We start from the raw sequence: 21,331 nt of genomic DNA, 5'->3' as shown, positions 1-21,331 counted from the left end.
TGTCCGCAGAGGCCGTGTGCGGGTGGCCCCGTGTGGCGATTGAGCAGGCGTGTCGTTGCGGACTACTTTCGCGACGCAGGCAGCCGGAGGTGTTGCATTCCGAGACCGTCGATGTGATGTGGATCACTCTCTGGGTGCTTCGGGTCGGGCATGCGCGATCATGATCGGAATGAACGCTCGTTTCCTTGGCATCGCTGATCTGGTCGAAGCCCCGTCCGTGGCGGTCGTAGTCGACGTTATGCGCGCTTTCACCGTGGCTGCCTGGGCCTTTGCCCAGGGGGCGGAAAAGATCGTTCTTGCTGAGTCGCTGGACGAAGCCCTGGCGCTCAAGGCTCGCCATCCGGATTGGGTGGCGATCAAAGACGGTCCGCCCGCGCCCGGGTTCGACATGGTCAACTCGCCGGGCCTGCTGCGGTCTGTTGACCTTGGCGGACGGACCGTTGTGCAGAAGACCACGGCAGGGACGGTCGGCGCCCTCGCGGTCAAGGAGGCGCCGCTGGTGCTGTGCGCCAGCTTCGTGGTGGCGGAGGCAACGGCTCGGCTCTTGCGGACGCGCAAGAGTGACAGTGTCACGTTCGTGGTCACTGGCGACGATGGGCAGGCCGATGAAGATCTGGCGTGTGCTCAATACATCGCTCGGAGAGCCGCCGAGGCTGGGACGGATGCTGCTGAGTTCCTTCGCCGCGCTGCCGCGTCGCGCGCCGCCGCCGAGCTGGCGGAGGGTGTGCGTCAAGGAGTCCATCCCGATGACGTTGCACTCTGTCTTGAACTCGACCGGTTTCCCTTTGCCATGGTGGCGACCTTGGAAGGCTCGCTCATGATCCTGCGTCCGTGCGCCACGCCTTCGCTGACCGACGACGCCCCGATCTGATCGCTGGCGAGGTGCAACTCTCACCATGCGAGAGCCAGCACCCAGTCGGGTATGCGGCATCAGCTGCACGATCCGATCGAGGTGCTGCGGGCGGCAGGAAGCCGGGTCACGCGGTTGGCCGCTGTGGCGGTCGCTCGCAGGTGGACGATCTCCTCGTGCTGGGCGGCGAGCCGGGCGAGGGCCTGAGTGCGGAAGTCCGTGAGCTCCTCGACAGTGCTGTCCGCTTGGGCGAGCCGGGCCTTGAGCTTGGTGATCTCCGTTTTGAGTCGCTCGATTTGGGCGTCCCTCGGGTCGGGGATATCTCCGACGGCGTGGAGGGACTGCAGGCGGTGTTCGAATTCTTCGCGGAGGTGGGCATAGGGGCGGGTGCCGTAGAAGGCGGTGCGGTCGACGGCGGATTCGCGGGCGAGGGTCTTGATGTCGCAGGTGCCGCCGGGCGGGATCTCTCCGCGTAGGAGGCGGTCCATGGCGGCCCGGATGCGGTTCTCGTTCTCGGTGCGTTGGGCTGCGGTGATCCTCATGCGGAGTCCTCATCGGGCTGGTCGGTGGTGGCCGCGTCGATCTCGGCGACGACCCGAAGGGCCCGGTCGTAGTCGTTCTGCAGGCGGGCGTGTTCGGTTCTGCGGGTCTTGCCCAGGTCGCCGAGGAACGTCTTCGTCCGTTCGGCGTGTTCGGCCCAGACGGGTCGGTGGCAGGGGTGGTGGGTGGCCTGTGGGCAGCGGGCGGAGTCACACATCCCGATCAGCGGCCGGTCGGCGGTGGGGGTGCCGGCGAGTTTGAGGCAGAGCGCGCGGGAGGGGTCGGTGAACCAGCAGAAGTTTGCCGGGCCGATGTGCAGGGTCTTGGCGCGCTTGGTCAGCAGGTTCAGCACGTCCCGGTCACTGCGCTGGGTCCTGGGTGCCGGTGCTGCGGCGGGTTCGAGCTTCTCGTCGATGCCGGCGAAGAACTCGGTGAGGCTGCGGGCGCCGGGGCCTGCGGGCAGAATGCCCTGCTGGTAGTTGCGGAACTCGGCCAGGACCAGGTCCAGGTTGCGGTCGCTCTCGTACTTGTTGATCTCGGCCAAGAGCTCGGCCTGGGCCCCGCCGGGGCGCGAGGCATACCCCTCGGTTGTGGCTACTGCGATATGTTTTAGATGGATCTTGGAGGCGAGCACGCCGCCGGGACGGTAAGCCAGTTCCAGGGCCAGACTCCGCCGCAGCATGCGCAGGTTGACCGGCCCCTCGGGGATCGCCGCCAAGCCGAGTCGCTGCCCGGCCGGGGAGTTGACCCAGTTCCGGAACCACCGGTAGCGGACGGTGAAGGCGAAGCGGCCGAACAGCAGGGCCCCGTCGCTGGGGTCCTCGTGCAGGCTCTCGACGAGCCCGACCGCGCGATAGACCGGCTCGACAACGACCCACTCGTCATCGGTTCCGCCGAGCGGCTGGCCTTTGACGACCTTGCTGGCGATCCGGAAACGCATCAGGCCGGGGATCGGTTCCTCGGGCGCTTGCCGGCAGCCGACCCGTAGTTCCATCAACTCGCTCGCCCGCATTCCCGAGACCGCGGACAGGACGATGATCGCGGCAGTGCGGACGATGCCGACCAGGGCGACGGCCTGGAGACGGTGCAGCGGCAGGGTCCAGGGCAGCGCGGACGCGCCGTCCGCGGAGGTGGTCTCGGCGGCGTCCCGGCCGAAGGCCTTCTCCACCCCCAGGGAGGAGACGGCGTCCTCCAAGGGACGGCGCAGGGATGGCAGCCATCTGGACCAGAGCTGGCCGAAGCCGGCTTGTCGGGCCAGCAGTCCCGTGGCCACCGGCAGGAGCGGATCGTCGGGTGACCAGCCCTCAGCGAGTCGATCGGCGACGTGGTGCTCGGCCAGCATGGGCAGCGGCGCGCGCGTTCGCGCGTACTGGGCCAGCAGTTCCGTGAAGTCGGCTATCGGGGCTGGGCCGCCGTGGCGGAGCCCTTCCGTCTTGCGTGACGAGGTGAGGTCCGCTGCCCGTACTTCCCCGGCCAGCTTGACGGTGTGTGGCCCGAGTGCCGAGACCAGGTAGAGGGCTGCGGCGAGCATCGGCTGCAGCACGCGGTCCTCCACTGGCGGGGTCTTGTTCTGGCCCCGGCCGCAGGGCATCTCGGCCACGGCGGAAGCACAGGCTCCTCCCCACGGGCGCAGGTCCACCGCGACGCGGTCGGCGGTGAACAACGCACGGTAGTTGACCAGGTCCACCACGATCTGCGCGGCCGAGCGCCGGGTTCCCGGGCTCTGTTCCCCCACCACGGCGCCGTTCTCGTCGAGCACATAGCGCCGGTGGGCCATGTATGCCTCGCAGGCTTGCGTGTCGACCTGCTCCAAGCCGGTGATTCCGCGCTCGCCCAGCCAGTCCAGGAACCGGACGAGCTCGCCCAGCCGGCCCGCGCAACTGGCCAGGTGCAAGGCGGTGCGGTAGGCGCGGGGCAGCGGGGCCACCGCCGGATGCCGGGGGGCGAGCACCGCCAGGAGCAGTTCCTTGGCGACCAGTCTCCAGCGGGCATCGGCGATGGCGGTGAAGTCGAAACGCCGCATGCCACGGGCCATTTGGACGGGCAGCCCGATGACGTGGGTGAAGTCCCAGACATCGTCCTCGAAGACGGGTCGGCCAACGCCTGCGGGCAGGACGAGGCCGGCTTCGCGGCAGACGTCGACACCGGCGAAGACCGCTGAGCGGCCGTCAGAGAGGGAGAGGACAGAGGCGCTGGTGGTCACGCGGTCATCTCCTCGGGCCGCAGGGGCAGTTCCTCGTCCCGGTCGGCCAGGTGAGTGGCGGCCGCAGCGAGGACGGCCGGGTCGAAGCGGTCCAGGACCTGCTGGATGCGGGTGGCATAGGGGCCGAAGACGGCCATGAACTGGGCGGCGGGCAGCTGCTGCCACTGCCGGGAGAAGAACGCCTTGAGTCGTAGCAAGTTGACCGCGTGCCGCGGGGCGAAGACCGCCAGCGGGCAGAGCAGGCAGACCCAGGGCCGGGCCGGGCACGGTTTGCCCTTCGGGCCGTGCAGCCCCGACAGCTGGTCGCCGCATGCGGCCGTGAACACGTCCCGCCGGCCGCCGATCAGCTCGGCGATCGCCGCATCGTCCAGCTCCATGGCGGCGAGCAGTTGCGGATAGCCGCTGGCCAGCGTGGCCGCGTCCTCCTCGGTGATCACGGTCGGCGGGTGGGAGCGTCGCAGCATGTCGTGCTGGGCGTCCTCGATGACGGTCTCGACCGCGCGCTGTTGGGCCGGTGTCGTCGCGGTCAGGTAGTGGTCGCCCTCGACGGAGGGCGTGTGGTTGGGGTCGACGGTGGCCCGTCCGCTGCCCGTCCAGGTGCTCTTGTCCCGCATCGCCTCGTGCGTGGTGCGGATCCGTGAGCGGTGGACCTTCAAGGGGAGTCCGTCCGCCCCGAGGACCTGGTGGCGCACGACCCAGCGTTGGACAGCCACCCGGGCGCCGGTGCCGGTGGTGACCGCGAAGTGCCCGGGGCGGCTGAGTGCCAACCACAGGCGCTGCTGGTCCGGTGGCCTGGTGAAGCTTCTGAGCAGGGACGAGTGCGACAGCCACTGCTCCAGTAGCCGCACCGCGCGGCGCGGCAGGTTCAAGCTCTCCGCCGCCGTGCGGCCCTTGATATAGGAGAGCAGGACGGTGGCGTCCCCGGCCCAGTCGATGTCGTCGGTGACCAGGTCGTCGATGCCGTCGGGGACGATGCCGGAGTAGATGCCGAACAGGAGCCGGTAGGCGATCATCGTGTTGTGCGTGGGGAACAGGTCCGCGCTGGCCTGCAGGAAGCCGCCCCGCTGCCAGACCGCCTCTTCGGTGCAGCCCAGTTCCCCACCGAATCGCGCGGCGGTCACCGGGCCCACCCGTGCCAGCAGCCACCGCACGTTCGCCGCCGTCCAGGCCCCCGGGCCCGGGTGCCTCCCACGTGCGGCTTCGGACAGCGCCCGCCGGTGGGTCGCGTACGAGTCCTCGACCAGGGTGCGGCAGACCTCGGTAAGCCGCTGCCACTCGGCCTCCGGGTAGGGCGGCAGCGTGCGGTGGTTCGGTTGACGGTTGTAGGGCCGCCCGGCCGCCAGTTCCAGGACCCCCTCGGCGAGGGTGCCGCCGACCTGGTCGAGTCCTTTCACCATCGCGCGGGTGCACGCTTCTCTGGGGCCGGTGCTGCCCATCCAGAACTCGGCCATCTGCCCGCGCCGCAGCTGGGCGGCGGGACCGGTGAACCCGCGCTCGGCCAGGGTCCGCACCATCTGCCGCAGGGCCTGGACGTAGTGGTTGACCGTGCCGGCCGAGTCCGCGGTGCCATGCGGGTGGATCAGCTCGACCAGGCTGGTGGCCAGGTCCCGGGCCAGTCGCGGGTTGGGGAGCCCGTCCAGGGGGAACTCTGCGCGGCTGCCGTCGCTGAAGACGCAGGTGATGCCGAGCGGGTCGTCGATGAGCATCGTCGGCATCAGATGTTCCCGTCCTCGACGTCGTCGGCGAACTCGGCCCCGGCCTCTCGGTCGGCCTGCGCGTCGCCGGTCAGTCCGGCTGCCGCACCGGCGCTCTCGTATGCGTCCCGGTAGATGCGGGTCGTGTCCAGGCGGCGGAGATATTTTTCCGTCGTGAGGACGCTGGAGTGGCCAAGAAGGTCGCGCAGCACCAGCAGCGGGTCGGCCTTGGACAGGTAGAAGACCAGCGCGGCATCGGCGTCGGTGTCCCGCACGAGCTTCGCGGCCTGCCGGTAGTGCCCGGTGACCAGGTATTCGAGCGTTCTCATCGAAAAGCTGTGGCGGAGCCGGTGGGGGTGGACGTGGGGGAAGCGCGGCTCGAAGCGGGCCCGGATCCGGTCTGCCGTGCGCTCGAAGACCGTCGCCCACGCGGTGAACGGGGCACCGCCGCTCTTGACGGCCAGCAGGCATGAGCCCCCGTCCGGGGCGACCAGTCGGCGACGTTCGGATGGGGTCAGCGACTCCCAGGACCGGCGGACCCCGTTGATCCGCCCGCCCCTGGCATCGGGCTCGGACACCAGCAGCGGTTCGCCCCAGCGACGCGGCGGTCGCCATGCTGAACCCTCGGCCGTGGCCGCCCGGTCGAGCTCCACGTAGTTGTGGACGCCGACGAGGGCCTCGTAGGAGGTCCAGGTGATGCGGAACTTCCGGCCCTTGGTGATCCCGCCCGGCACCGGGAAGGGGATCGGGACCGCGGTCGGCTCCGGCGGCAGCGCGGGGATCTCCCAGGGCAGCAGGTAGGTGAACTCCTGTGCCCGCAGCCCTGTGGCCAGCGCAAGGTCTCCGATCGCAGCGTTGCGCACCAGCTCACGCCCTCGGTAGCCGGTATCGTCCGAGCCGTCCGGGGCCAGCCCGCGCAGTCCCTTGCGGAACAGCTCGGTGAAGTCCGGCTCCAGGTACTTGATCGTCACATGCGGCTTCGGGGTGCGGCGCACCGCCAGGTTCACCCGCATCTCCCGCCCGGTCCCGTGGAACAGGGCGCGCGCCGAGCGGTAGGTGAACGGCTCTGCCTGCGCGTGCCCCTCGGACATCGCCCACCGGTAGAACAGCGACAGGATGCTCATGTGCTGGCCCCATGTGGTCGCCGCGAAGCGGGCCTTGAGCGGTCCGGCCGCCCGATGCTCGGCATATCGGCTCAGCCCCGACTTCAAGCGCTCCCGCGAGTCGAACAGGCCCACTCCGTGCTCGGCCAGGAACTCCGACCACTCCTTGACTACCCGCGCGTAGTTCTCCCACGAGCTCGGCGCCGGCGCCCCGCTCGCCGGGAGCTCACGCAGCCACCGGTTCACCACCGCCGCCGGACGCGGCGCGGCCGGGCCATCCTCGAAGTGCAGGTCGTCGTCGACAAGCACGGGCATCCCCTCGGGGATCAACGGCCGGTGCTCGACATCCCAGGACTGCCAGCCGTGGGACGAGAAGAAGGTCAGGATCACAAGCCCTGACAGTAGAAACACCACACGGCTCAGCGCAAAGCCCAAACCCCATGGCCATCAGCACACTTGGAGGTAATCGCCACATGGAAACAAAGCAGAGACAAGCCTCCGGAAGTCGTGGGGGCTGAAGCTCAGCGGCCGGTTGTTGGCGTCGGTGAGTCCGGTGCGGGAAAGCGCGTCGTTGAGCATGTCTCTGATCCCGGCGGCAGGGATCGGCCGGTTCTCCACGCCGATGTGGCGTTGGAACAGCAGCGGCATCGGCGGGTTCCAGACGCGTTCGTGGGTGTCGTAGGAGACGACGAGGAGGACGGCGCCGTTCACGTCGCGGACTCGGCTGATGATCGTGCTCAGCACGTCGGCGAGCTCGGGAGAGATGACGAGCAAACGCTCGGCATCGGTCTTGGACGGGGCGATGTGCAGGAGCGGGATCAGTTCGCCGGTGCCGAGCAGCCGGTATTGGACGAGGCTGTGGTGGGAGAGCTCGGTCAGCTCCTCGACGCGGATCCCTGTATGCCGCAGGACCTCGACAATCGCTCAGGACCAGAACGCCCGATGCTCTTCCAGCGTGAGGTCGACGCGTTTCCCGGTCTCGGGGTCCTGGGCCCAGACCTTGGCCGTGGGGTTCTTGGTGACCGGCCGGTGCCAGCGCTGGCCGACCGCGGTAAAGTCCGCTCCCGTGTCGGTGTTCCGTGCGGCTTCCAGTCGCTCAGCAGCCCGTCGGCGTTCAGCGTCAACCGTCTGGACCAGGAGCGGCAGGACGGGAAGCCGCTCGCGTGTCCGCTGGTCCATGCGCGATTTGCGGCCGGACCGTTCTTTCCTTCGGGACATTTCCTCTTCGCGGATGGGGCAGGGCGCCGCCCAGACGCCCCAGCGCGCGGGATCGTCCATGGCCCACTGCGCGAGGTCGAGGCAGAAGGCTCGCACGACCGCGAGGTAGTTGATGCCGCGGTCGGCGCGTGGAACCTGTGTCTCGACGATGTCGCCCGCGGCGGTCTCTCCCGGAGGCGGAGGTCTGGGGTGCACTGCGCGAGCGGGTTCCGGGCCGCCGGTTCATCAGGGGCATACCCTTGTACAGGGTTCTCGATGTGGGGGTTCTCGTCCGGGGCAAGGAGGTGAGCCCCGTGATCTTCGCCGATCGAACCGAAAGTGGTCGGCGTCTGGCCGCGGCCACTTGCTGGCTGCGCGCCGAGCCGGGCACGGAGGGGCTGGCGATCGGATACTTCGGTGCCAGCGCCGGGGCCGCCGCGGCGCTCTGGGCGGCAGCCGAACCCGACGCGGACGTCGCCGCCGTGGTCTCCCGAGGCGGACGGCCCGATTTCGCCGGGCCCCGGCTGCCCGAAGTGACCGCCCCGACGCTGCTCATCGTCGGCGGCCACAACGATCTGGTGCTCGACCTCAACCAGCAGGCACAGGGCCTGCTGCGCTGCGAGCGCCGCCTCGAAGCCGTTCCCGGCGCGGCCCAGGTCTGCAAGCCGGGAGCCCTGGAGGCGGTCGCCGTCCTGGCCCGGGACTGGTTCACCGACCGCCTCGCGCCCGCACCGCAATCGGCGTCCGGACCATGAAACTCGCCCTCGCCGGCGACACCATGCTGGGCCGCACGGTCGCCGAGCGGCTCGCGACGGCCCCGCCGGACCGCCTCTTCGCCGACGAGGTCGTGGCTGTGGCGCGGGAGGCGGATCTGTTCCTGCTCAACCTCGAGTGCGCGGTATCCGACCGCGGGGAACCCTGGCCCAATCCGTTCAAGCGCTTCTTCTTCCGCGCCCCGCCCATCGCCACCGCGACGCTGCGCTACCTGGGAGTCGACTGCGTCAACCTGGCCAACAACCACGCGCTGGACTTCGGCGCCGACGCGCTCCTGGACACCCTGCATCACCTCGCCGCCGCCGGGATCGCCTGGGTCGGCGCCGGTCCCGACGAGCGGACTGCCCGGATGCCCGCGGTGATCGAACGCGCGGGCCTCGGTGTCGGCATCATCGGGGTGACCGACCACCCCTCGGAGTACGCGGCCGGTGCGGACCACCCGGGGGTCGCCTACGCCGACCTCAGCGCAGGGATCCCCGGGTGGCTGCCGGACACCATCAGCGGCCTCGGCACGGACATCGTGATCGCGACCGCGCACTGGGGTCCGAACATGACCGCAAAGCCCGCTCGGTACATCCGCGCGGCCGCGGCCGCCTTCCGGGCGGCGGGTGCCACGCTCGTAGCAGGCCACTCGGCGCACGTCTTCCACGGTGTGCGCGACGCGATCCTGTATGACCTGGGGGACTTCATCGACGACTACGCGACCCACCCCCGGCTCCGCAACGACCGGGGCCTGCTCTTCCTCGTCACCTTCGACGAGGGGGACCGCAAGCCGGCGCGGCTCGAAGCCGTTCCCATCGCGCTCGACTACTGCTTCACCCGCCTCGCCGACCCGGACGAGAGTGACTGGATCGCCGACCGCTTCCGCCGCGTATGCGCCGCCTTCGGGACCGAAGTCGCCGAGGAGGACGGCCGCCTGGTCATCAAATGGGACACCGGCTGACCGAATCCGCGTTCTTTCCCGTCGCGCAGCGCCCGCATCGCACGTCGTGGGCGTCCCGGGGCTGCGGGAGAGGAGGGCGGAGAGAACGGATCGGGGTGCCGTTCCCCGGGGGGCGGTGTGCTCTCGGCAGCGGTGCGCGCCGGTGAACTTGCGCAGCTCGTACTCACGCGGAACACCGCGCTCGAAAGCCACCCCGGACACCCAGTTCGCCGCGTCGTTGGCCGTGCGCAGGGTGCACTCCAGTGCAGCCGCCTGTTCGGGTGACGGCAGGAGCTTGACCTGCGTCACGATCTCCATGCCCGAAATAATATCATTGATCTATGTCACCCAGATGGGAATCAAACCCCAACATCCGCAGGGGTCGAACGGTCGTCTACACCCTCCACGCCCATTTGGTCTTCACACCCAAATACCGGCGCGGACCGTTCACCGACGAGATTCTTCGACGCTGCGAAGAGATCATGCGGGCTGTCTGCACCGACTTCGAGACCGACCTGGTCGAGTTCAACGGCGAGACCGACCACGTGCACTTGCTTGTGCACTACCCACCGAAGGTCGCACTGTCGCGGCTGGTCGGCTCACTCAAGGGAGTCTCCGCCCGTCGCCTCCGCCAGGAGTACCCAGAGCACATCCGCAAGTACCTGTGGGGGGATCACTTCTGGTCTCCCTCGTACTTCGCGGCATCGTGCGGTGGCGCACCGCTGTCGATCATCAAGGAGTACATCGAGAACCAGAAGCGACCGCAGTGATACGGCGGTGCTCCGCACCGCCGTGACTCAGGAAGCGATTCCTCCCAGGCCTGAAGGCCTGGGGTTCCTCGCTAGATCCTGCTGAATTTCACGGACGCAATATTCGGCACTCGCACGCCGGTCAGGCGTCCGGATGGTAGCGGAAGGCGGTCACACGCGGGACCCCATCGTTGGCCGGACCGGGGGGTGCTTGGCGGACCGCCTCCTTGTGTGGTCAGATTCCTGCGGCGCTGCGTACGGCGTGTGCGGCGGCTTCGGGGTTAGGGTCGGTGACGGCCAGGCGGGCGTAGGGCGAGGGGCGGCGTAGTTCGACGCACACGACAGGCCGGCGGGCGCGGACGGCCGCGAAGTCCTTTCCGCGGGGGTGCCGCCGGGTGCCGAGGGAAAGCATGCCGGGGATCCAGGTGCCCCGGATGCGTTCGCCGCGCAGGGCACGCCACCAGTCGGGTTCGATGGCCACCTGGTGGACCGCGGACAGGGGCACGTGCACGTCGCGGCTCCGGGCCGCCACCTTCCCCCACCACGGCAGGCGGACGATGAGGTCCTCGCCCTTGACCACGAGCCGCGCCATCGCTCCTCCGCACCGTGCTCCACCGCCCTCGCCGCGCCACTCTGCGGATGCCGCACACCGCCACTCCACTCCTTGCGGGTGGGCTGCGCCACCGGAGGGGGACTGCAGCGCGGGCGGGTCGCCGAACGAGGCCACCCCGCCTGCGGCCGTGGACCCCCCAGTACGGAACCTGACTGCGCCATCAGGGGCAACGAACCCTGGGGATTGAGGCGATGACGCGGCACCAGCCGCACTCGCACTCGTACGACGGCTCCGGGCCGGGGCTGTCTGGTGTCACCCGGTCGGTCCTGGCGTCGCTGGCCTTGCCCTGGGGCGGGCGCCCCTACGATCCCGGATGCGGACGACACCGATGCGACGATGCCCTCGGCTTGCCGGCCGATCTCCCGCAGCCGCAGCCGCAGCGCGAGTCGGACGAGGCGCGGCGCAAGCTGGCGCGGTGGCCGCCGGCCATCTCCCGCCCGGGCGGTGACGAGCAGCGGGTGATCGACATGTTGTGGGCCCGGCAGCCGCAGTTGTCCGCCACCGTGGCCAAGCACCTGTACTTCTCCGGCCGGGACGCCTACGGGCGGGTCAAGGCTCATCCGGCGCTGCAGCGGGCGAACCAGGCGCCGGGCATGAGCGCCCGCGCTGCCGCATCGCCGGGTGCGGCAGTCACCGGTTCGGCCTAATCGCCAAGGCTGGAAGGGGGCTGCCGGCGACCGCTGGCCGGGCGGGTCCGGGGCGGCGTACTGCCTGCGCGGGGCGGTCGGCGTCGCCGGTGCGGGCCCTGCACTGCTCTCCGGCGGCGGGCGTGGCGTGAGGATGCCAAGCCAGAGAGTGCAAGAAGTGCCGACGTAATGCCCCCGAAGCGGACGGGGCCCGCTCCCTCCTACCGCTGGCACCCGGCCTCGCCCGGAGTGCCTCCGCAGTGGTGTCCCGGCACCCTTCAATGGGGGGTATGGCGCGCCCTGGGCATGAGAAGGCCCCCCGGTTGTTGCCGGAGGGCCTCTCAGAACAGCCACGCCGAGCCTTTGCCCAGCCACGCCGAGGCTCATCTCGCCCTGCCCTGGCTTGCCACGAATGTAAGGGTGCGGGTTGCCTGTAAACCAGGATGCTCCTCTCATATCGGTCACACAAGCGTCCCCGATGACGTCCGGGGGAGGCCGGGAACAACCCTCCCGGCGGGGGCCCCGGCTGCTGCGCCCGCTGGTCGTACGACGCCGACTGGCGCCACATCCTTGTCCGCGAGGTGCTCCCGGTCCGGGGCGGCGTTGCTGATGAGATTGGCGGTGGAGCCCAGCAGACCACGCTCGCGCAGCAGCTCCACGACTGCGGCGAGCGGACCGTGCAACAGATCGCTGACCTGTTCGCTGTCCCCCGCATCACTGTGTACGGCCACGTCCCCACCCCCGTCCCGTCCCACGCCTGGCCGTGAACAGACCCTCACCACACGCTGCGCCTGACGAGCGTAAACGCACGCAGCTCCCCGACGGATCCTGCCGCCAGGGACATAAACACGACGCTTCGAGGCACCTGTGCGCTGGAGCAACGGAAGGGGCGGGCGAAAGGTTACGTCTTCGGACTCCGCAGCCATCGGGCTCCGGCTAGCGCAGCGGGCGGCTGCGCTCCCGTGCCGCCCATGCCGGGCCGCAGGGCGGCGAGCCCCCGCACGGCCCAGGGCGCCACAATGGTGATGAGAGGGCGCGCCTGCCAATGTGGAGAGGCGGGGACTTACGGTGCCCGCACATCGCTGTGAGTGCGTTGAGCCGTACCGGGATGGTACGCGACCACGACAAGGACGGCCTCGTCGTGGGGCCGTGGACGCTGCGCGGCACGGTGACCGAGAACCCGCAGACTTGTGTTCCCTCTCGGCACACCGCTCGTCGTGGCGGTCGCCGACGGGCTTGGCGGGCAGCCGGGGGGCGAGGTGGCCAGTGCACGGGTCGTCCGCCAACTCGCCTCGATCGGCCCTTTAGTGGAGAGCGAGGAAGCCATCCGTGATGCTCTGGACGTCTGCAATCACGCGGTGTACGCGGTCGCCGATAGCGATCCGGAGCTGGCCACCATGGGTACTACGGTCGCGGGCGCCGTCGTCGTGCCGGAGTCGCTGCTCGCGTTCAACGTTGGCCAGCCGGGTGTTCGAAGGCTTGGGACGGACTTCACCAGGTGAGCGTGGACGACAACCCGCCGCTGGCGCCGGCGCAGCGCACCACGTCCCTCGTCACGCAGACGCTCGGCGGCACCCCCGGTTCAGCGCCGTGACCGCCTCCCCGCTGTCCGAAGGCGCCCGCTACCTCCTCTGCACCGACGGCCTGACCGACCCCCGGCTCCGGCTCCAGCAGGCGGGCGCGGCAGGCCCGGTGTCCGCCATCGATGCGCCGCAGACGGGTACCACGCGACAGGTTCGGCAGGCGGCGGGCCAGGACGTTGTACGCCCAGCCCTTCCCCGCCAGGACGACGATGTCGGCTTCGTCACGCCGCGCTCAGTCGTCCAACTCGCGGCCGAGTCGCAGCGCGGCCTCGTGCCATTCGCCCACCGGCACCTGCTGGAGCAAACGCTCTTCCAGGGTTCCTTGTCCGTCGGCCAGTTCCGGCCTAGGTGTCCAGGCGGGGAACGGCGCCGGCTCGGCGTACACGGGTTCCAGGAACGACAGTCGCATGGTGAACTCCTGGTCATTGATGATGCGCGGCCGATGTGGAGCGCAGTTGCGGGATCCGGCCGCCTGCCAGAACCATCTCGACCTGGCGTGGTGAGAGCCGGTGCCGCAGAAGGTACGTCTGCGCGCGGGTCGTGTTGCGGACGATGACGGCGTTCCCGCGCCGGAGCGCGCCTCGCGGATCTTCGACGGTGAGTTCGTCGCCGGGCCGGATACGGTCGTAGTCGGCCTCGTCGGTGAATTCCAGCGGGAGGACTCCGAAGTTGGTGAGGTTCTGCCAGTGGATGCGGGCGTAGGACTTGGCGATGACCAGGCGCAGTCCAAGGTGGCGGGGCCCGATGGCGGCGTGCTCGCGTGAGGAGCCCTGGCCGTAGTTGTGGCCGCCGATGACGATGTGCTGTCCCGTGCGGCGGGCGCGCTGGGGGTAGCCCTCGTCGACCTGGGTGAAGGTGAAGTCGGCGAGTTTGTCGATATCACTGCGGTACGGCAGGGCCCGGGCGCCGGCCGGGAGGATCTCGTCGGTGGAGATGTCGTCGCCGACCTTGATCAGGACAGGGGCAGTGAGGGTTGCGGGCAGCGGGTCGAAATCGGGCAGCGAGCCGATGCTCGGGGCCTTGGCCAGTTCGGTGCGCCGTGCCTGCTCGGGCGGCAGCGGCGGTTCCAGTATGGCCGTGTTGACCGCGGTGCCGGCCGGCAGCCGCAGTTGCGGATGGGGGATGCCCAGCAGCCCGGGCAGGTCGCGCGGATCGGTGATACGTCCGGTCAGGGCCGCGGCTGCGGCCGTCTCCGGCGAACAGAGCCAGACGGAGTCCTCCTTGGTGCCTGAGCGGCCGGGGAAGTTGCGGGGGAAGGTGCGCAGGCTGTTGCGTCCGATCGCCGGGGCCTGGCCCATGCCGATGCACCCCATGCACCCGGCCTGGTGGATGCGGGCACCGGACTGGATCAGGTCGAGTGTGGCGCCCATTTTCGTGAGGTCGGTGAGGGTCTGCCGGGAGGTGGGGTTGACGTCCAGGGAGACCTGCGGGTGCGCCTGCCGTCCCTTGACCACGGCGGCCACGACGGCGAAATCCCGCAGCCCCGGATTGGCGGAGGAGCCGACGACCACCTGGTGGACGTCCGCTCCCGCGACCTCCCGAACCGGGACGACGTTGCCCGGCGAGCTGGGGGTGGCGATGAGCGGTTCCAGGGCGGCCAGGTCGATCGTGTCGGTGAATTCGTAGGCGGCCTCGGGGTCGGCGGTCAGTTCCGTGAAGTCGTCCTCGCGGCCCTCGCGGCGCAGGAACTCGCGTACCCGCTCGTCGGCGGGGAAGACCGTGGTGGTGGCCCCCAGCTCGGCCCCCATGTTCGCGATGACGTGCCGGTCCATGGCCGACAGTGACGCCAGCCCGGAGCCGTGGTACTCGATGATCCGGTGCACCCCACCCTGTACCCCGTGGCGGCGCAGCATCTCCAGGACGACGTCTTTGGCACTCACCCACTCTGGTAGTTCGCCGTTGAGCCGTACGCCCCAGATGCGCGGCATGGTGACGTAGAGCGGCTCACCGGCCATGACGGTGGCGACCTCAAGCCCGCCCACGCCGAGGGCCAGCATTCCCAGCGCTCCGGCAGCGCAGGTGTGCGAGTCGGAGCCGGCCAGCGTCCGGCCGGGGACGCCGAAGCGCTCCATGTGGACCGGGTGGGACACGCCGTTGCCGGGCTTGGAGTACCACAGGCCGAACCGACGGCAGGCGGACCGCAGGAACAGGTGGTCGGCCATGTTGCGCTCATCGGTCTGGAGCAGATTGTGGTCGACGTACTGCACGGAAACCTCGGTACGGACCCGGTCGAGCCCGAGCGACTCCAGCTCCAGCATGACCATGGTGCCGGTCGCGTCCTGCGTCAGGGTCTGGTCCACGCGCAGGCCGATCTCGGTGTCGGGTACGGGCTCACCGGACACCAGGTGGGAGTCGATCAGCTTCCTCGCCACGCCGAGGCTCATCGCACTCGTCTCCTCGACCGCGCCGACTCATGCACGGTATTTCGCGCTCGGTTTGACGATCTTGAGGTCCATGGAATCCTCCAGGTGCCCCGTGTCGGTCCGTGCAGGCTCCGTACGCCAGCGCCTACCCGGCCCGCTGCGTCTCACGCCGTCACCGGTCCGCTGGGGTGCTGCTGATCTTCGCCGGGGTCGATGAGGGTTCATGGGTCTCGGCAAGGTAGGTCGCCGAGGCTGACGATCCCGACCGGGCGGGCAGCGCATCGGGATCGTGTCGGTATGACGGTGAACGGATTCGACGCGCACGGTTTGCTTCAGGGCGGGCCGGGCAGCCGAGGGGCATTCTGACGGGCGGACTTCCGCGCCGCGAGGAGCGGGTCCTCGCGGAGGTCGAAGCCGTGTTGAGGAAGGACCAGATGTTGGACTGCAGTCTGCGCACCATGCGCCTGAGCACTCGGCACCGGGTCTGGGAGGAGATCCGCAGGCCACGCGGCGGGCTCGTGGCCGCCTTGGCCATAATGTCGCTCTGTCTGCTCATCGCGGGGTGGGCGACATCGGCGGCAGGCGTCATCTGGGCCTTCGCGGGAGTGTGGCTGGTAACGCTCCTGATCGGTTTCGTCCTGCCACGCAAACGGACGGGCCCTTCCAGCCGCTGACCCGACTCGCTCCGGGGCCATCGCGGTGGACGGGCCCGGCGCCCGGAGGCCCCCCGCCGCCGGCCAGTCCTGCTGCCAGCAGCCTTTGTCGCGCGAGGCCAATGCTTAGGCCAACGCCAGCCGTACCGCGACAGGCCCCGCCGCTCCCACCGGCCGGATATCGGTCGGCGAGTTCCTCATCCACGAACAATTCATCCAGCCGGTCACGCACCCCCAACGCCGCCGTGCCCCGCGGATTACTCGCCGTGCCATCCGCACCGTTAACGCCGGGACCGCCCGGCCCATCCCCGATCCCATCGACATCGCGGTCAGGGGGGCCGAACCACGGGTTGCCGACCCGCATGAGGTACCTGTCGGTGACGTGGTTGAGGATCCGCCGGGCGTCCCGGAACCGCTCCGCGACCTGCCCGACGACGGCCAGGTGCGTCGTGCGCACCGGAGCCAGCTCGCAGGCCTGTCGGTACCACCGCCCTCCCAGGTGCTCCAGCAGCTCGATCGGGGGCGCCGTCGCGAGGCTGCCCTGCTCATCCGGGGACAGTCCGGCGGTCCGCAGCAGCCGTGCGGTGTCGACCGGCTCGACAGCGGCGACCTGGGCGCACAGGCAGTCCGGGCGCGGCGGATCCTGGACGACGCCGGGTTGAAGGACATGCCGATCCTGGTCAGCGGTGGGCTCGACGAGTGGCCGATCGCCGATCTGTTGGCGGCGCGGACGTCGGTCGACCTCTTCGCGGTCGGCACCAAGGTCGGGGTTTGCGCGGACGGGGGGGTCAATTCCAGCGGTCGGAGTGCTGGAAGACGAAGCCGAAGACGGCGCCGGCCAGTAGCCCGCAGCCGATGAGGAAGAGCCACAGTCCGAACACCACGCCCAGGGCCAGCAACGTGACGCCGACGGCAATGGTGGCCGGCCAGGCGCTGCGTGGGGGGAAGAAGGCAAGGCGGCCGGCGGTCTCCGCGATGTCGGCTTCGCGCCGGTCCTGGGCGCGCAGTCCCCGTCTGCGGTACTCGATGAAGAAGAAGAACGCGACCAGCGATGACATCAGGAACGCGACCGTCAGGGCGGCGGTCCCTGCCGGTTCCCGGGAGAGGGCCCAGTAGACGCTGGTGGTGGCCGCGAAGAAGAGCGCCGTCCCGGCGAACAGCCATCCTTCGCCCTTCACGGCGCTTCCTTCCCAGTCTGCGAGGGGCCGGGTGGGATGCTCGACGGAGGCCGCGGCGTGGCGCCCGCGGACCGGATCTCGGGATGGTGCAGGTCGAAGGCCGGAGACTCGGAGCGGATCCTGGGCAGGGCATGGAAGTTGTGCTTCGGCGGGGGGCACGAGGTGGCCCACTCCAGGGACCGTCCGAACCCCCACGGGTCGTCCTCCTCCACGCGGCGCCCGTGGTGCGCGCTCCACCACACGTTGTACAGGAAGACCAGTGTGGAGGCCCCCAGGACGAAGGAGCCGGTCGAGGACACGCTGTTGAGGGTGGTGAACCCGTCCGAGGGGAGGTAGTCGGCGTAGCGGCGGGGCATGCCGGTTGCGCCCAGCCAGTGCTGGACCAGGAAGGTGGTCTGGAAGCCGACGAAGAGGATCCAGAAGTGGACCTTCCCCAGGCGCTCGTCCAGCATCCGACCGGTGATCTTGGGCCACCAGAAGTAGAAGCCGCCGAACGTGGCGAAGACGACGGTGCCGAACAGCACGTAATGCATGTGGGCGACTACGAAGTAGCTGTCGGTGACGTGGAAATCGAGCGGCGGCGATGCGAGGAGTACCCCGGTCAGGCCGCCCAACAGGAAGGTAACGAGGAATCCGATGCTCCACAGCATCGGCGTCTCGAACGACAGCGAGCCGTTGATCATCGTGCCGATCCAGTTGAAGAACTTCACTCCGGTGGGCACCGCGATCAGGAAGGACAGCAGTGAGAAGAACGGCAGCAGTACGGCGCCGGTGGCGAACATGTGGTGCGCCCACACCGTCATCGACAGCGCCGTGATGCCCATGGTCGCGCCGACCAGCGGGAGGTATCCGAAGATCGGCTTGCGGCTGAAGACCGGGATGATCTCGCTGACGATGCCGAAGAACGGCAGCGCCACGATGTACACCTCGGGGTGGCCGAAGAACCAGAACAGGTGCTGCCACAGGATCGCGCCGCCGTCGGCGGCGTCGAAGACGTGCGCGCCGAACTTCCGATCGGCCTCCAGGGCGAGCAGCGCCGCGGTGAGTACGGGGAAGGCCAGCAGCACCATGATCGAGGTGAACAGCACGTTCCAGGTGAAGATCGGCATCCGGAACAGGGTCATCCCCGGTGCGCGCAGGCAGGTAATGGTGGTGATGAAGTTGACCGCTCCCAGGATGGTGCCCAGGCCGGCCACTACCAGGCCCATCGTCCACAGATCCCCTCCGGCGCCGGGCGAGCGCACCGGCCCGTTGAGCGGCGCGTAAGCGAACCAGCCGAAGGAGGCCGCGCCCTGCGGCGTGAGGAAGCCGCTGAGCACCATCAGGCCGCCGAACAGGAATACCCAGTAGGTGAGCGCGTTCAGGCGGGGGAAGGCGACGTCGGGCGCGCCGATCTGCAGCGGCATGATGGCGTTGGCGAAGCCGACGAAGGTGGGTGTCGCGAACAGCAGCAGCATGATCGTGCCGTGCATGGTGAACATCTGGTTGTACTGGTCGTTGCTGAAGAACTGAAGGCCCGGTCGCGCCAGTTCGGCCCGCATCAGCATCGCCAGGATGCCACCGAACAGGAAGAATCCGAAGGCCGTCACCAGGTAGAGGTTTCCGATGACCTTGTGGTCGGTCGAGGTGACCCAGCGCAGCAGGGCACGGCCGTGCCCGATGTGCGCCTCGGTGCCGGGCGGCTTCGTGTCCACGGCCGTCACGAGCCCTCCTCAGTGGTCTTGGCGCGCTGGGTGGCCGCGGCTGTCGCCGGACCGCCCAGTCCCTCCTGGCGGGCCGGCGGTGCGGTGGCGGCGGCGATCTGCCTGCGCTGCTCATCGGTGGCGGGCAGGTCCACTCGGTCCTGGTGGAACCAGTTGCTGAGGGCCGCGCGCAGGCGCAGCCCCTGCTGGTGCAGCCGAGCCCTTGCGGCGGCGGTTGCCCCGGCCGCCGGAGGCGGGCCCTGCGGCAGGGCACCGAGCGGTTCCGGCAGGTCACGCACGAGCAGGACGTAGCGCTCGGCGGCCGGCAGCGGGCGGTGCCCCTCGGTGTACCCGCCCTCGACCGTCTGATCGACGTCCCCCGTCTCCTCGCCCTCCAGTAGCCGTTCACGATCTCGCGCCTGCAGTGCCAGGCAGGTCCGCTTGGTCACGGCGAAGCACAACGGCGGAAGGACGAACACTGCGATACGGAGCGCCCAGACGAGTCCCTCGAGGGAGATGCCGAACGAGTAGGCGATGACATCATCACCGCCGGCCGCCAGCAGCACCGCGTAGAAGGCGATGCCGGCCACGCCGAGTCCGGTGCGGGCGGGCTGGTTGCGCGGCCGGTCGCACAGGTGATGCTCGCCCCGGCCGGCGGTGACCCACCGCTCCAGATACGGGTACGCGTACAAGACCCCGAACATCACTCCCGGCAGTACCACCGCGGGTACCAGCGGATTCCAGGCGATGGTGTGGCCGAGGGCCCGGGTCTCCACGACGGGCATCAGCCGCAGCGCGCCTTCCAGGAAGCCGATGTACCAGTCCGGTTGGGAGCCCGTCGAAGCCTGGTCGGTGCGGTAGGGGCCGTAGGCCCAGATCGGGTTGATCTGGGCGAGGCCGCCGAGCAGGGTCAGCAGACCGGATACGGCGAAAAACAGGCCGCTGGTGCGAGTTACAAACTGGGGGAAGGCAGGCATGCCGACGACGTTGCGGTTGGTTCTTCCCTGCCCGGCCCAGTGCGTGTGCTTCAGGGAGACGACCAGGGTCAGGTGCGCCCCGACCAGCGCCAGCAGCAGGCCGGGCACGAGCAGGATGTGAAACCCGTAGAGCCGCGGAATGATCTCGTGACCGGGGTACTCGCCGCCGAAGGCGAAGAAGGTGACATAGGTTCCCACGAGCGGGATGGAGAGCATGATGCCCTCGGCGATCCGCAGGCCCGTGCCGGAGATCAGGTCGTCCGGGAGGGAATAGCCGCAGAATCCCTCCAGCGTGGCGAGTACGAAGAGGGTTACACCCAGCATCCAGTTCGCCTCCCGCGGTCGGCGGAAGGCGCCGGTGAAGAAGATGCGCATCATGTGCACGGCGATCGCGGCAACGAAGACCAACGCCGCCCAGTGGTGGATCTGGCGGATCATCAGGCCGCCGCGGACACCGAAGCTGATGTCCAGGGTCGAGGCGTACGCCTGGGTCATCCGCACCCCGCGCAGCGGCAGGTAGGAGCCGTGATAGACGATCTCGCCCATGTCCGGGTCGAAGAACAGCGTGAGATACACGCCGGTCAGCACCAGCACCAGCAGGCTGTAGAGGGCCAGTTCGCCCAGCAGGAACGACCAGTGGTCGGGAAAGACCTTGCGGACCAGCCCCTTGGCGCCGTCCACCAACGGCAGCCGCTGGTCGAGGGCGTCCGCAATACGCTCGCCCCGCTGCGCCGCCCGTTTCCTCCCTCGCCCCGTTGAGCCGCTCACCGCCATGCACCCTCACCGCCCGACGACCCCGGGGCGCGTACGGCCACGGTCATCAGTGTTTGCTGCGGCACCGCACCGGTGTTCACAGACGGTTGGCGCTGTGCGCCCGCCGACGGTACCGAGGGTGTCGGGTCGGCGAGAGGCTCGCAGGGCGCGCCGTTCCGCGCCGCCAGGGCTGCTTCGGCATGAACGGACTGTAACCACGGCTACCCCACCCGGGGGCGCCCGACTCGCCGCTGTGCGGCCACCGCTACCGTGTCCTAGCCCGGGACACCACCGTTCGAGATCGGCTACCACGGTCGTGTCTCTTCCCGAGTGGTCGAGGCGGTGGCCCGATCTTCACGCCGACACCGGGATCAGCTCAGCGGGCCGGGAGCGTGATCGTCAGGACGCGCCACCGTCGGGGTGGTTGCGGGCGACGGCCTGGCCTCCGTGGCGGTGGTGTGGGACCCGCAGGTGTGGACCTCGTCCAGCGGGGTGCCGGCCTCCTTGAATGCTGCGGTTGCGGTGAGCCCTCTCACCGGCATGCTCGACGTACATCTCCGGTGTGCCGCGCCGGGCACGGTTCGGCAGTACCGCCGGTTCCGGCGCTGCGCCGAATGGTGCGGTCATCGGTCGATCAGCACCGGGCACGACGCGCGGCGGCTGACCTGACGCGCGGTCGACTCCTGTGAGGTCACGATCGCCCGGCCGGTCGCGTGCGGTGGACCCTCCGAACGAGCCGACAAATCCAGCGGAGGATCGCGACCTTGAGGGCATCGGGCCGCGGGAGTGGGCCGGTGCCCTCAAGGGAGACCGTCGGGGGACCTGTCGTTCCGTCACTGCGGCCGGTCACGTGGCGGCGTGGTCGGCCGCA

19 protein-coding genes and 1 pseudogene are annotated in these 21,331 nt (G+C 69.6%); 7 read left to right on the top strand and 13 right to left on the bottom strand.

Features of this window, described 5'->3' with window-relative positions; genetic code table 11:
- Positions 1-169 precede the first annotated feature (169 nt).
- The gene (locus EFK10_RS10620) at positions 170-871 is read left to right on the top strand and encodes a 2-phosphosulfolactate phosphatase (RefSeq protein ID WP_322973310.1); all 702 of its coding nucleotides are present in this window, start codon (positions 170-172) and stop codon (positions 869-871) included.
- 59 nt (positions 872-930) lie between these two features.
- On the opposite strand, the gene EFK10_RS10615 is transcribed toward EFK10_RS10620, so the two are convergent.
- From EFK10_RS10615 to EFK10_RS48575, 6 genes are all read right to left on the bottom strand, one after another.
- Positions 931-1,392, bottom strand: a complete 462-nt coding sequence (locus EFK10_RS10615; protein ID WP_127355477.1) for a hypothetical protein — start codon at positions 1,390-1,392, stop codon at positions 931-933.
- Positions 1,389-3,593 carry a site-specific integrase gene (locus tag EFK10_RS10610; RefSeq protein WP_127355476.1) on the bottom strand — a complete coding sequence of 735 codons (2,205 nt, stop codon included), beginning with the start codon at positions 3,591-3,593 and terminating at the stop codon, positions 1,389-1,391. The genes EFK10_RS10615 and EFK10_RS10610 overlap by 4 nt, the downstream gene beginning before the upstream one ends.
- The gene (locus EFK10_RS10605; protein WP_127355475.1) at positions 3,590-5,308 is read right to left on the bottom strand and encodes a hypothetical protein; all 1,719 of its coding nucleotides are present in this window, start codon (positions 5,306-5,308) and stop codon (positions 3,590-3,592) included. Before EFK10_RS10605 ends, EFK10_RS10610 begins: the two co-directional genes overlap by 4 nt.
- Positions 5,308-6,780 (bottom strand): site-specific integrase, encoded by a 1,473-nt coding sequence (locus EFK10_RS10600; RefSeq protein WP_206305398.1) that lies wholly within the window; start codon positions 6,778-6,780, stop codon positions 5,308-5,310. The genes EFK10_RS10605 and EFK10_RS10600 overlap by 1 nt, the downstream gene beginning before the upstream one ends.
- A 57-nt stretch (positions 6,781-6,837) precedes the next feature.
- Positions 6,838-7,164: a hypothetical protein gene (locus EFK10_RS48580; protein WP_407647053.1), complete on the bottom strand. Its 327-nt coding sequence runs from the start codon at positions 7,162-7,164 to the stop codon at positions 6,838-6,840.
- A gap of 150 nt (positions 7,165-7,314) precedes the next feature.
- The gene (locus tag EFK10_RS48575; RefSeq protein ID WP_206305397.1) at positions 7,315-7,803 is read right to left on the bottom strand and encodes a hypothetical protein; all 489 of its coding nucleotides are present in this window, start codon (positions 7,801-7,803) and stop codon (positions 7,315-7,317) included.
- 131 nt (positions 7,804-7,934) lie between these two features.
- On the opposite strand from EFK10_RS48575, the pseudogene EFK10_RS10590 reads away from it, so the two are divergent.
- From EFK10_RS10590 to tnpA, 3 genes and pseudogenes are all read left to right on the top strand, one after another.
- Positions 7,935-8,342, top strand: a pseudogene (locus EFK10_RS10590) (phosphoribosyltransferase); the annotation flags it as partial.
- Positions 8,339-9,304, top strand: a complete 966-nt coding sequence (locus tag EFK10_RS10585; protein ID WP_127355473.1) for a CapA family protein — start codon at positions 8,339-8,341, stop codon at positions 9,302-9,304. The pseudogene EFK10_RS10590 and the gene EFK10_RS10585, both read left to right, overlap by 4 nt.
- Positions 9,305-9,624: 320 nt before the next feature.
- A complete protein-coding gene (tnpA, locus tag EFK10_RS10575) occupies positions 9,625-10,053 on the top strand; it encodes an IS200/IS605 family transposase (protein ID WP_127355472.1) in 429 nt (142 codons plus the stop codon).
- A 214-nt stretch (positions 10,054-10,267) separates the two neighbouring features.
- Here tnpA and EFK10_RS10570 read toward each other — a convergent pair whose 3' ends face one another.
- Positions 10,268-10,624 carry a hypothetical protein gene (locus EFK10_RS10570; protein WP_127355471.1) on the bottom strand — a complete coding sequence of 119 codons (357 nt, stop codon included), beginning with the start codon at positions 10,622-10,624 and terminating at the stop codon, positions 10,268-10,270.
- A 368-nt stretch (positions 10,625-10,992) separates the two neighbouring features.
- On the opposite strand from EFK10_RS10570, the gene EFK10_RS10565 reads away from it, so the two are divergent.
- Positions 10,993-11,292, top strand: a complete 300-nt coding sequence (locus EFK10_RS10565) for a hypothetical protein (RefSeq protein ID WP_127355470.1) — start codon at positions 10,993-10,995, stop codon at positions 11,290-11,292.
- Between the two features lie 440 nt (positions 11,293-11,732).
- On the opposite strand, the gene EFK10_RS48570 is transcribed toward EFK10_RS10565, so the two are convergent.
- Positions 11,733-12,002, bottom strand: a complete 270-nt coding sequence (locus tag EFK10_RS48570; RefSeq protein ID WP_206305396.1) for a hypothetical protein — start codon at positions 12,000-12,002, stop codon at positions 11,733-11,735.
- Positions 12,003-12,488: 486 nt separating this feature from the next.
- On the opposite strand from EFK10_RS48570, the gene EFK10_RS53170 reads away from it, so the two are divergent.
- Positions 12,489-12,773, top strand: coding sequence for a PP2C family protein-serine/threonine phosphatase (locus EFK10_RS53170; RefSeq protein WP_206305402.1), 285 nt, complete (start codon positions 12,489-12,491; stop codon positions 12,771-12,773).
- A gap of 313 nt (positions 12,774-13,086) precedes the next feature.
- Here the strand turns inward: EFK10_RS53170 and EFK10_RS48560 are convergent, their stop codons facing one another.
- Together EFK10_RS48560 and EFK10_RS10550 are read right to left on the bottom strand one after the other, a co-directional pair.
- Positions 13,087-13,263 carry a hypothetical protein gene (locus EFK10_RS48560; protein ID WP_206305401.1) on the bottom strand — a complete coding sequence of 59 codons (177 nt, stop codon included), beginning with the start codon at positions 13,261-13,263 and terminating at the stop codon, positions 13,087-13,089.
- A gap of 13 nt (positions 13,264-13,276) precedes the next feature.
- Positions 13,277-15,238, bottom strand: coding sequence for an aconitate hydratase (locus EFK10_RS10550; protein ID WP_127355469.1), 1,962 nt, complete (start codon positions 15,236-15,238; stop codon positions 13,277-13,279).
- A 290-nt stretch (positions 15,239-15,528) separates the two neighbouring features.
- Between EFK10_RS10550 and EFK10_RS10545 the strand changes: the two genes are divergently transcribed.
- Positions 15,529-15,891 carry a DUF3040 domain-containing protein gene (locus EFK10_RS10545; RefSeq protein WP_322973311.1) on the top strand — a complete coding sequence of 121 codons (363 nt, stop codon included), beginning with the start codon at positions 15,529-15,531 and terminating at the stop codon, positions 15,889-15,891.
- 767 nt (positions 15,892-16,658) lie between these two features.
- On the opposite strand, the gene ctaF is transcribed toward EFK10_RS10545, so the two are convergent.
- From ctaF to qcrB, 3 genes are read right to left on the bottom strand one after another with little or no spacing between them, the layout of a single operon-like run.
- Positions 16,659-17,048, bottom strand: coding sequence for an aa3-type cytochrome oxidase subunit IV (gene ctaF / locus EFK10_RS10540; RefSeq protein ID WP_127355468.1), 390 nt, complete (start codon positions 17,046-17,048; stop codon positions 16,659-16,661).
- Complete coding sequence (ctaD, locus tag EFK10_RS10535; RefSeq protein WP_407647055.1) at positions 17,045-18,709, bottom strand: aa3-type cytochrome oxidase subunit I; 1,665 nt, start codon at positions 18,707-18,709, stop codon at positions 17,045-17,047. The genes ctaF and ctaD overlap by 4 nt, the downstream gene beginning before the upstream one ends.
- A 38-nt stretch (positions 18,710-18,747) precedes the next feature.
- On the bottom strand, positions 18,748-20,481 hold the full coding sequence (qcrB, locus tag EFK10_RS10530) for a cytochrome bc1 complex cytochrome b subunit (protein WP_127355466.1): 1,734 nt from the start codon (positions 20,479-20,481) through the stop codon (positions 18,748-18,750).
- Positions 20,482-21,331 lie beyond the last annotated feature (850 nt).

The sequence above is a fragment of the Streptomyces soli genome (genome assembly GCF_003999195.1).
Lineage (GTDB): Bacteria > Actinomycetota > Actinomycetes > Streptomycetales > Streptomycetaceae > Actinacidiphila > Actinacidiphila soli.
The sequence above is the reverse complement of the archived record's forward strand: the minus strand, read 5'-3'. Positions and strand labels throughout refer to the sequence as shown.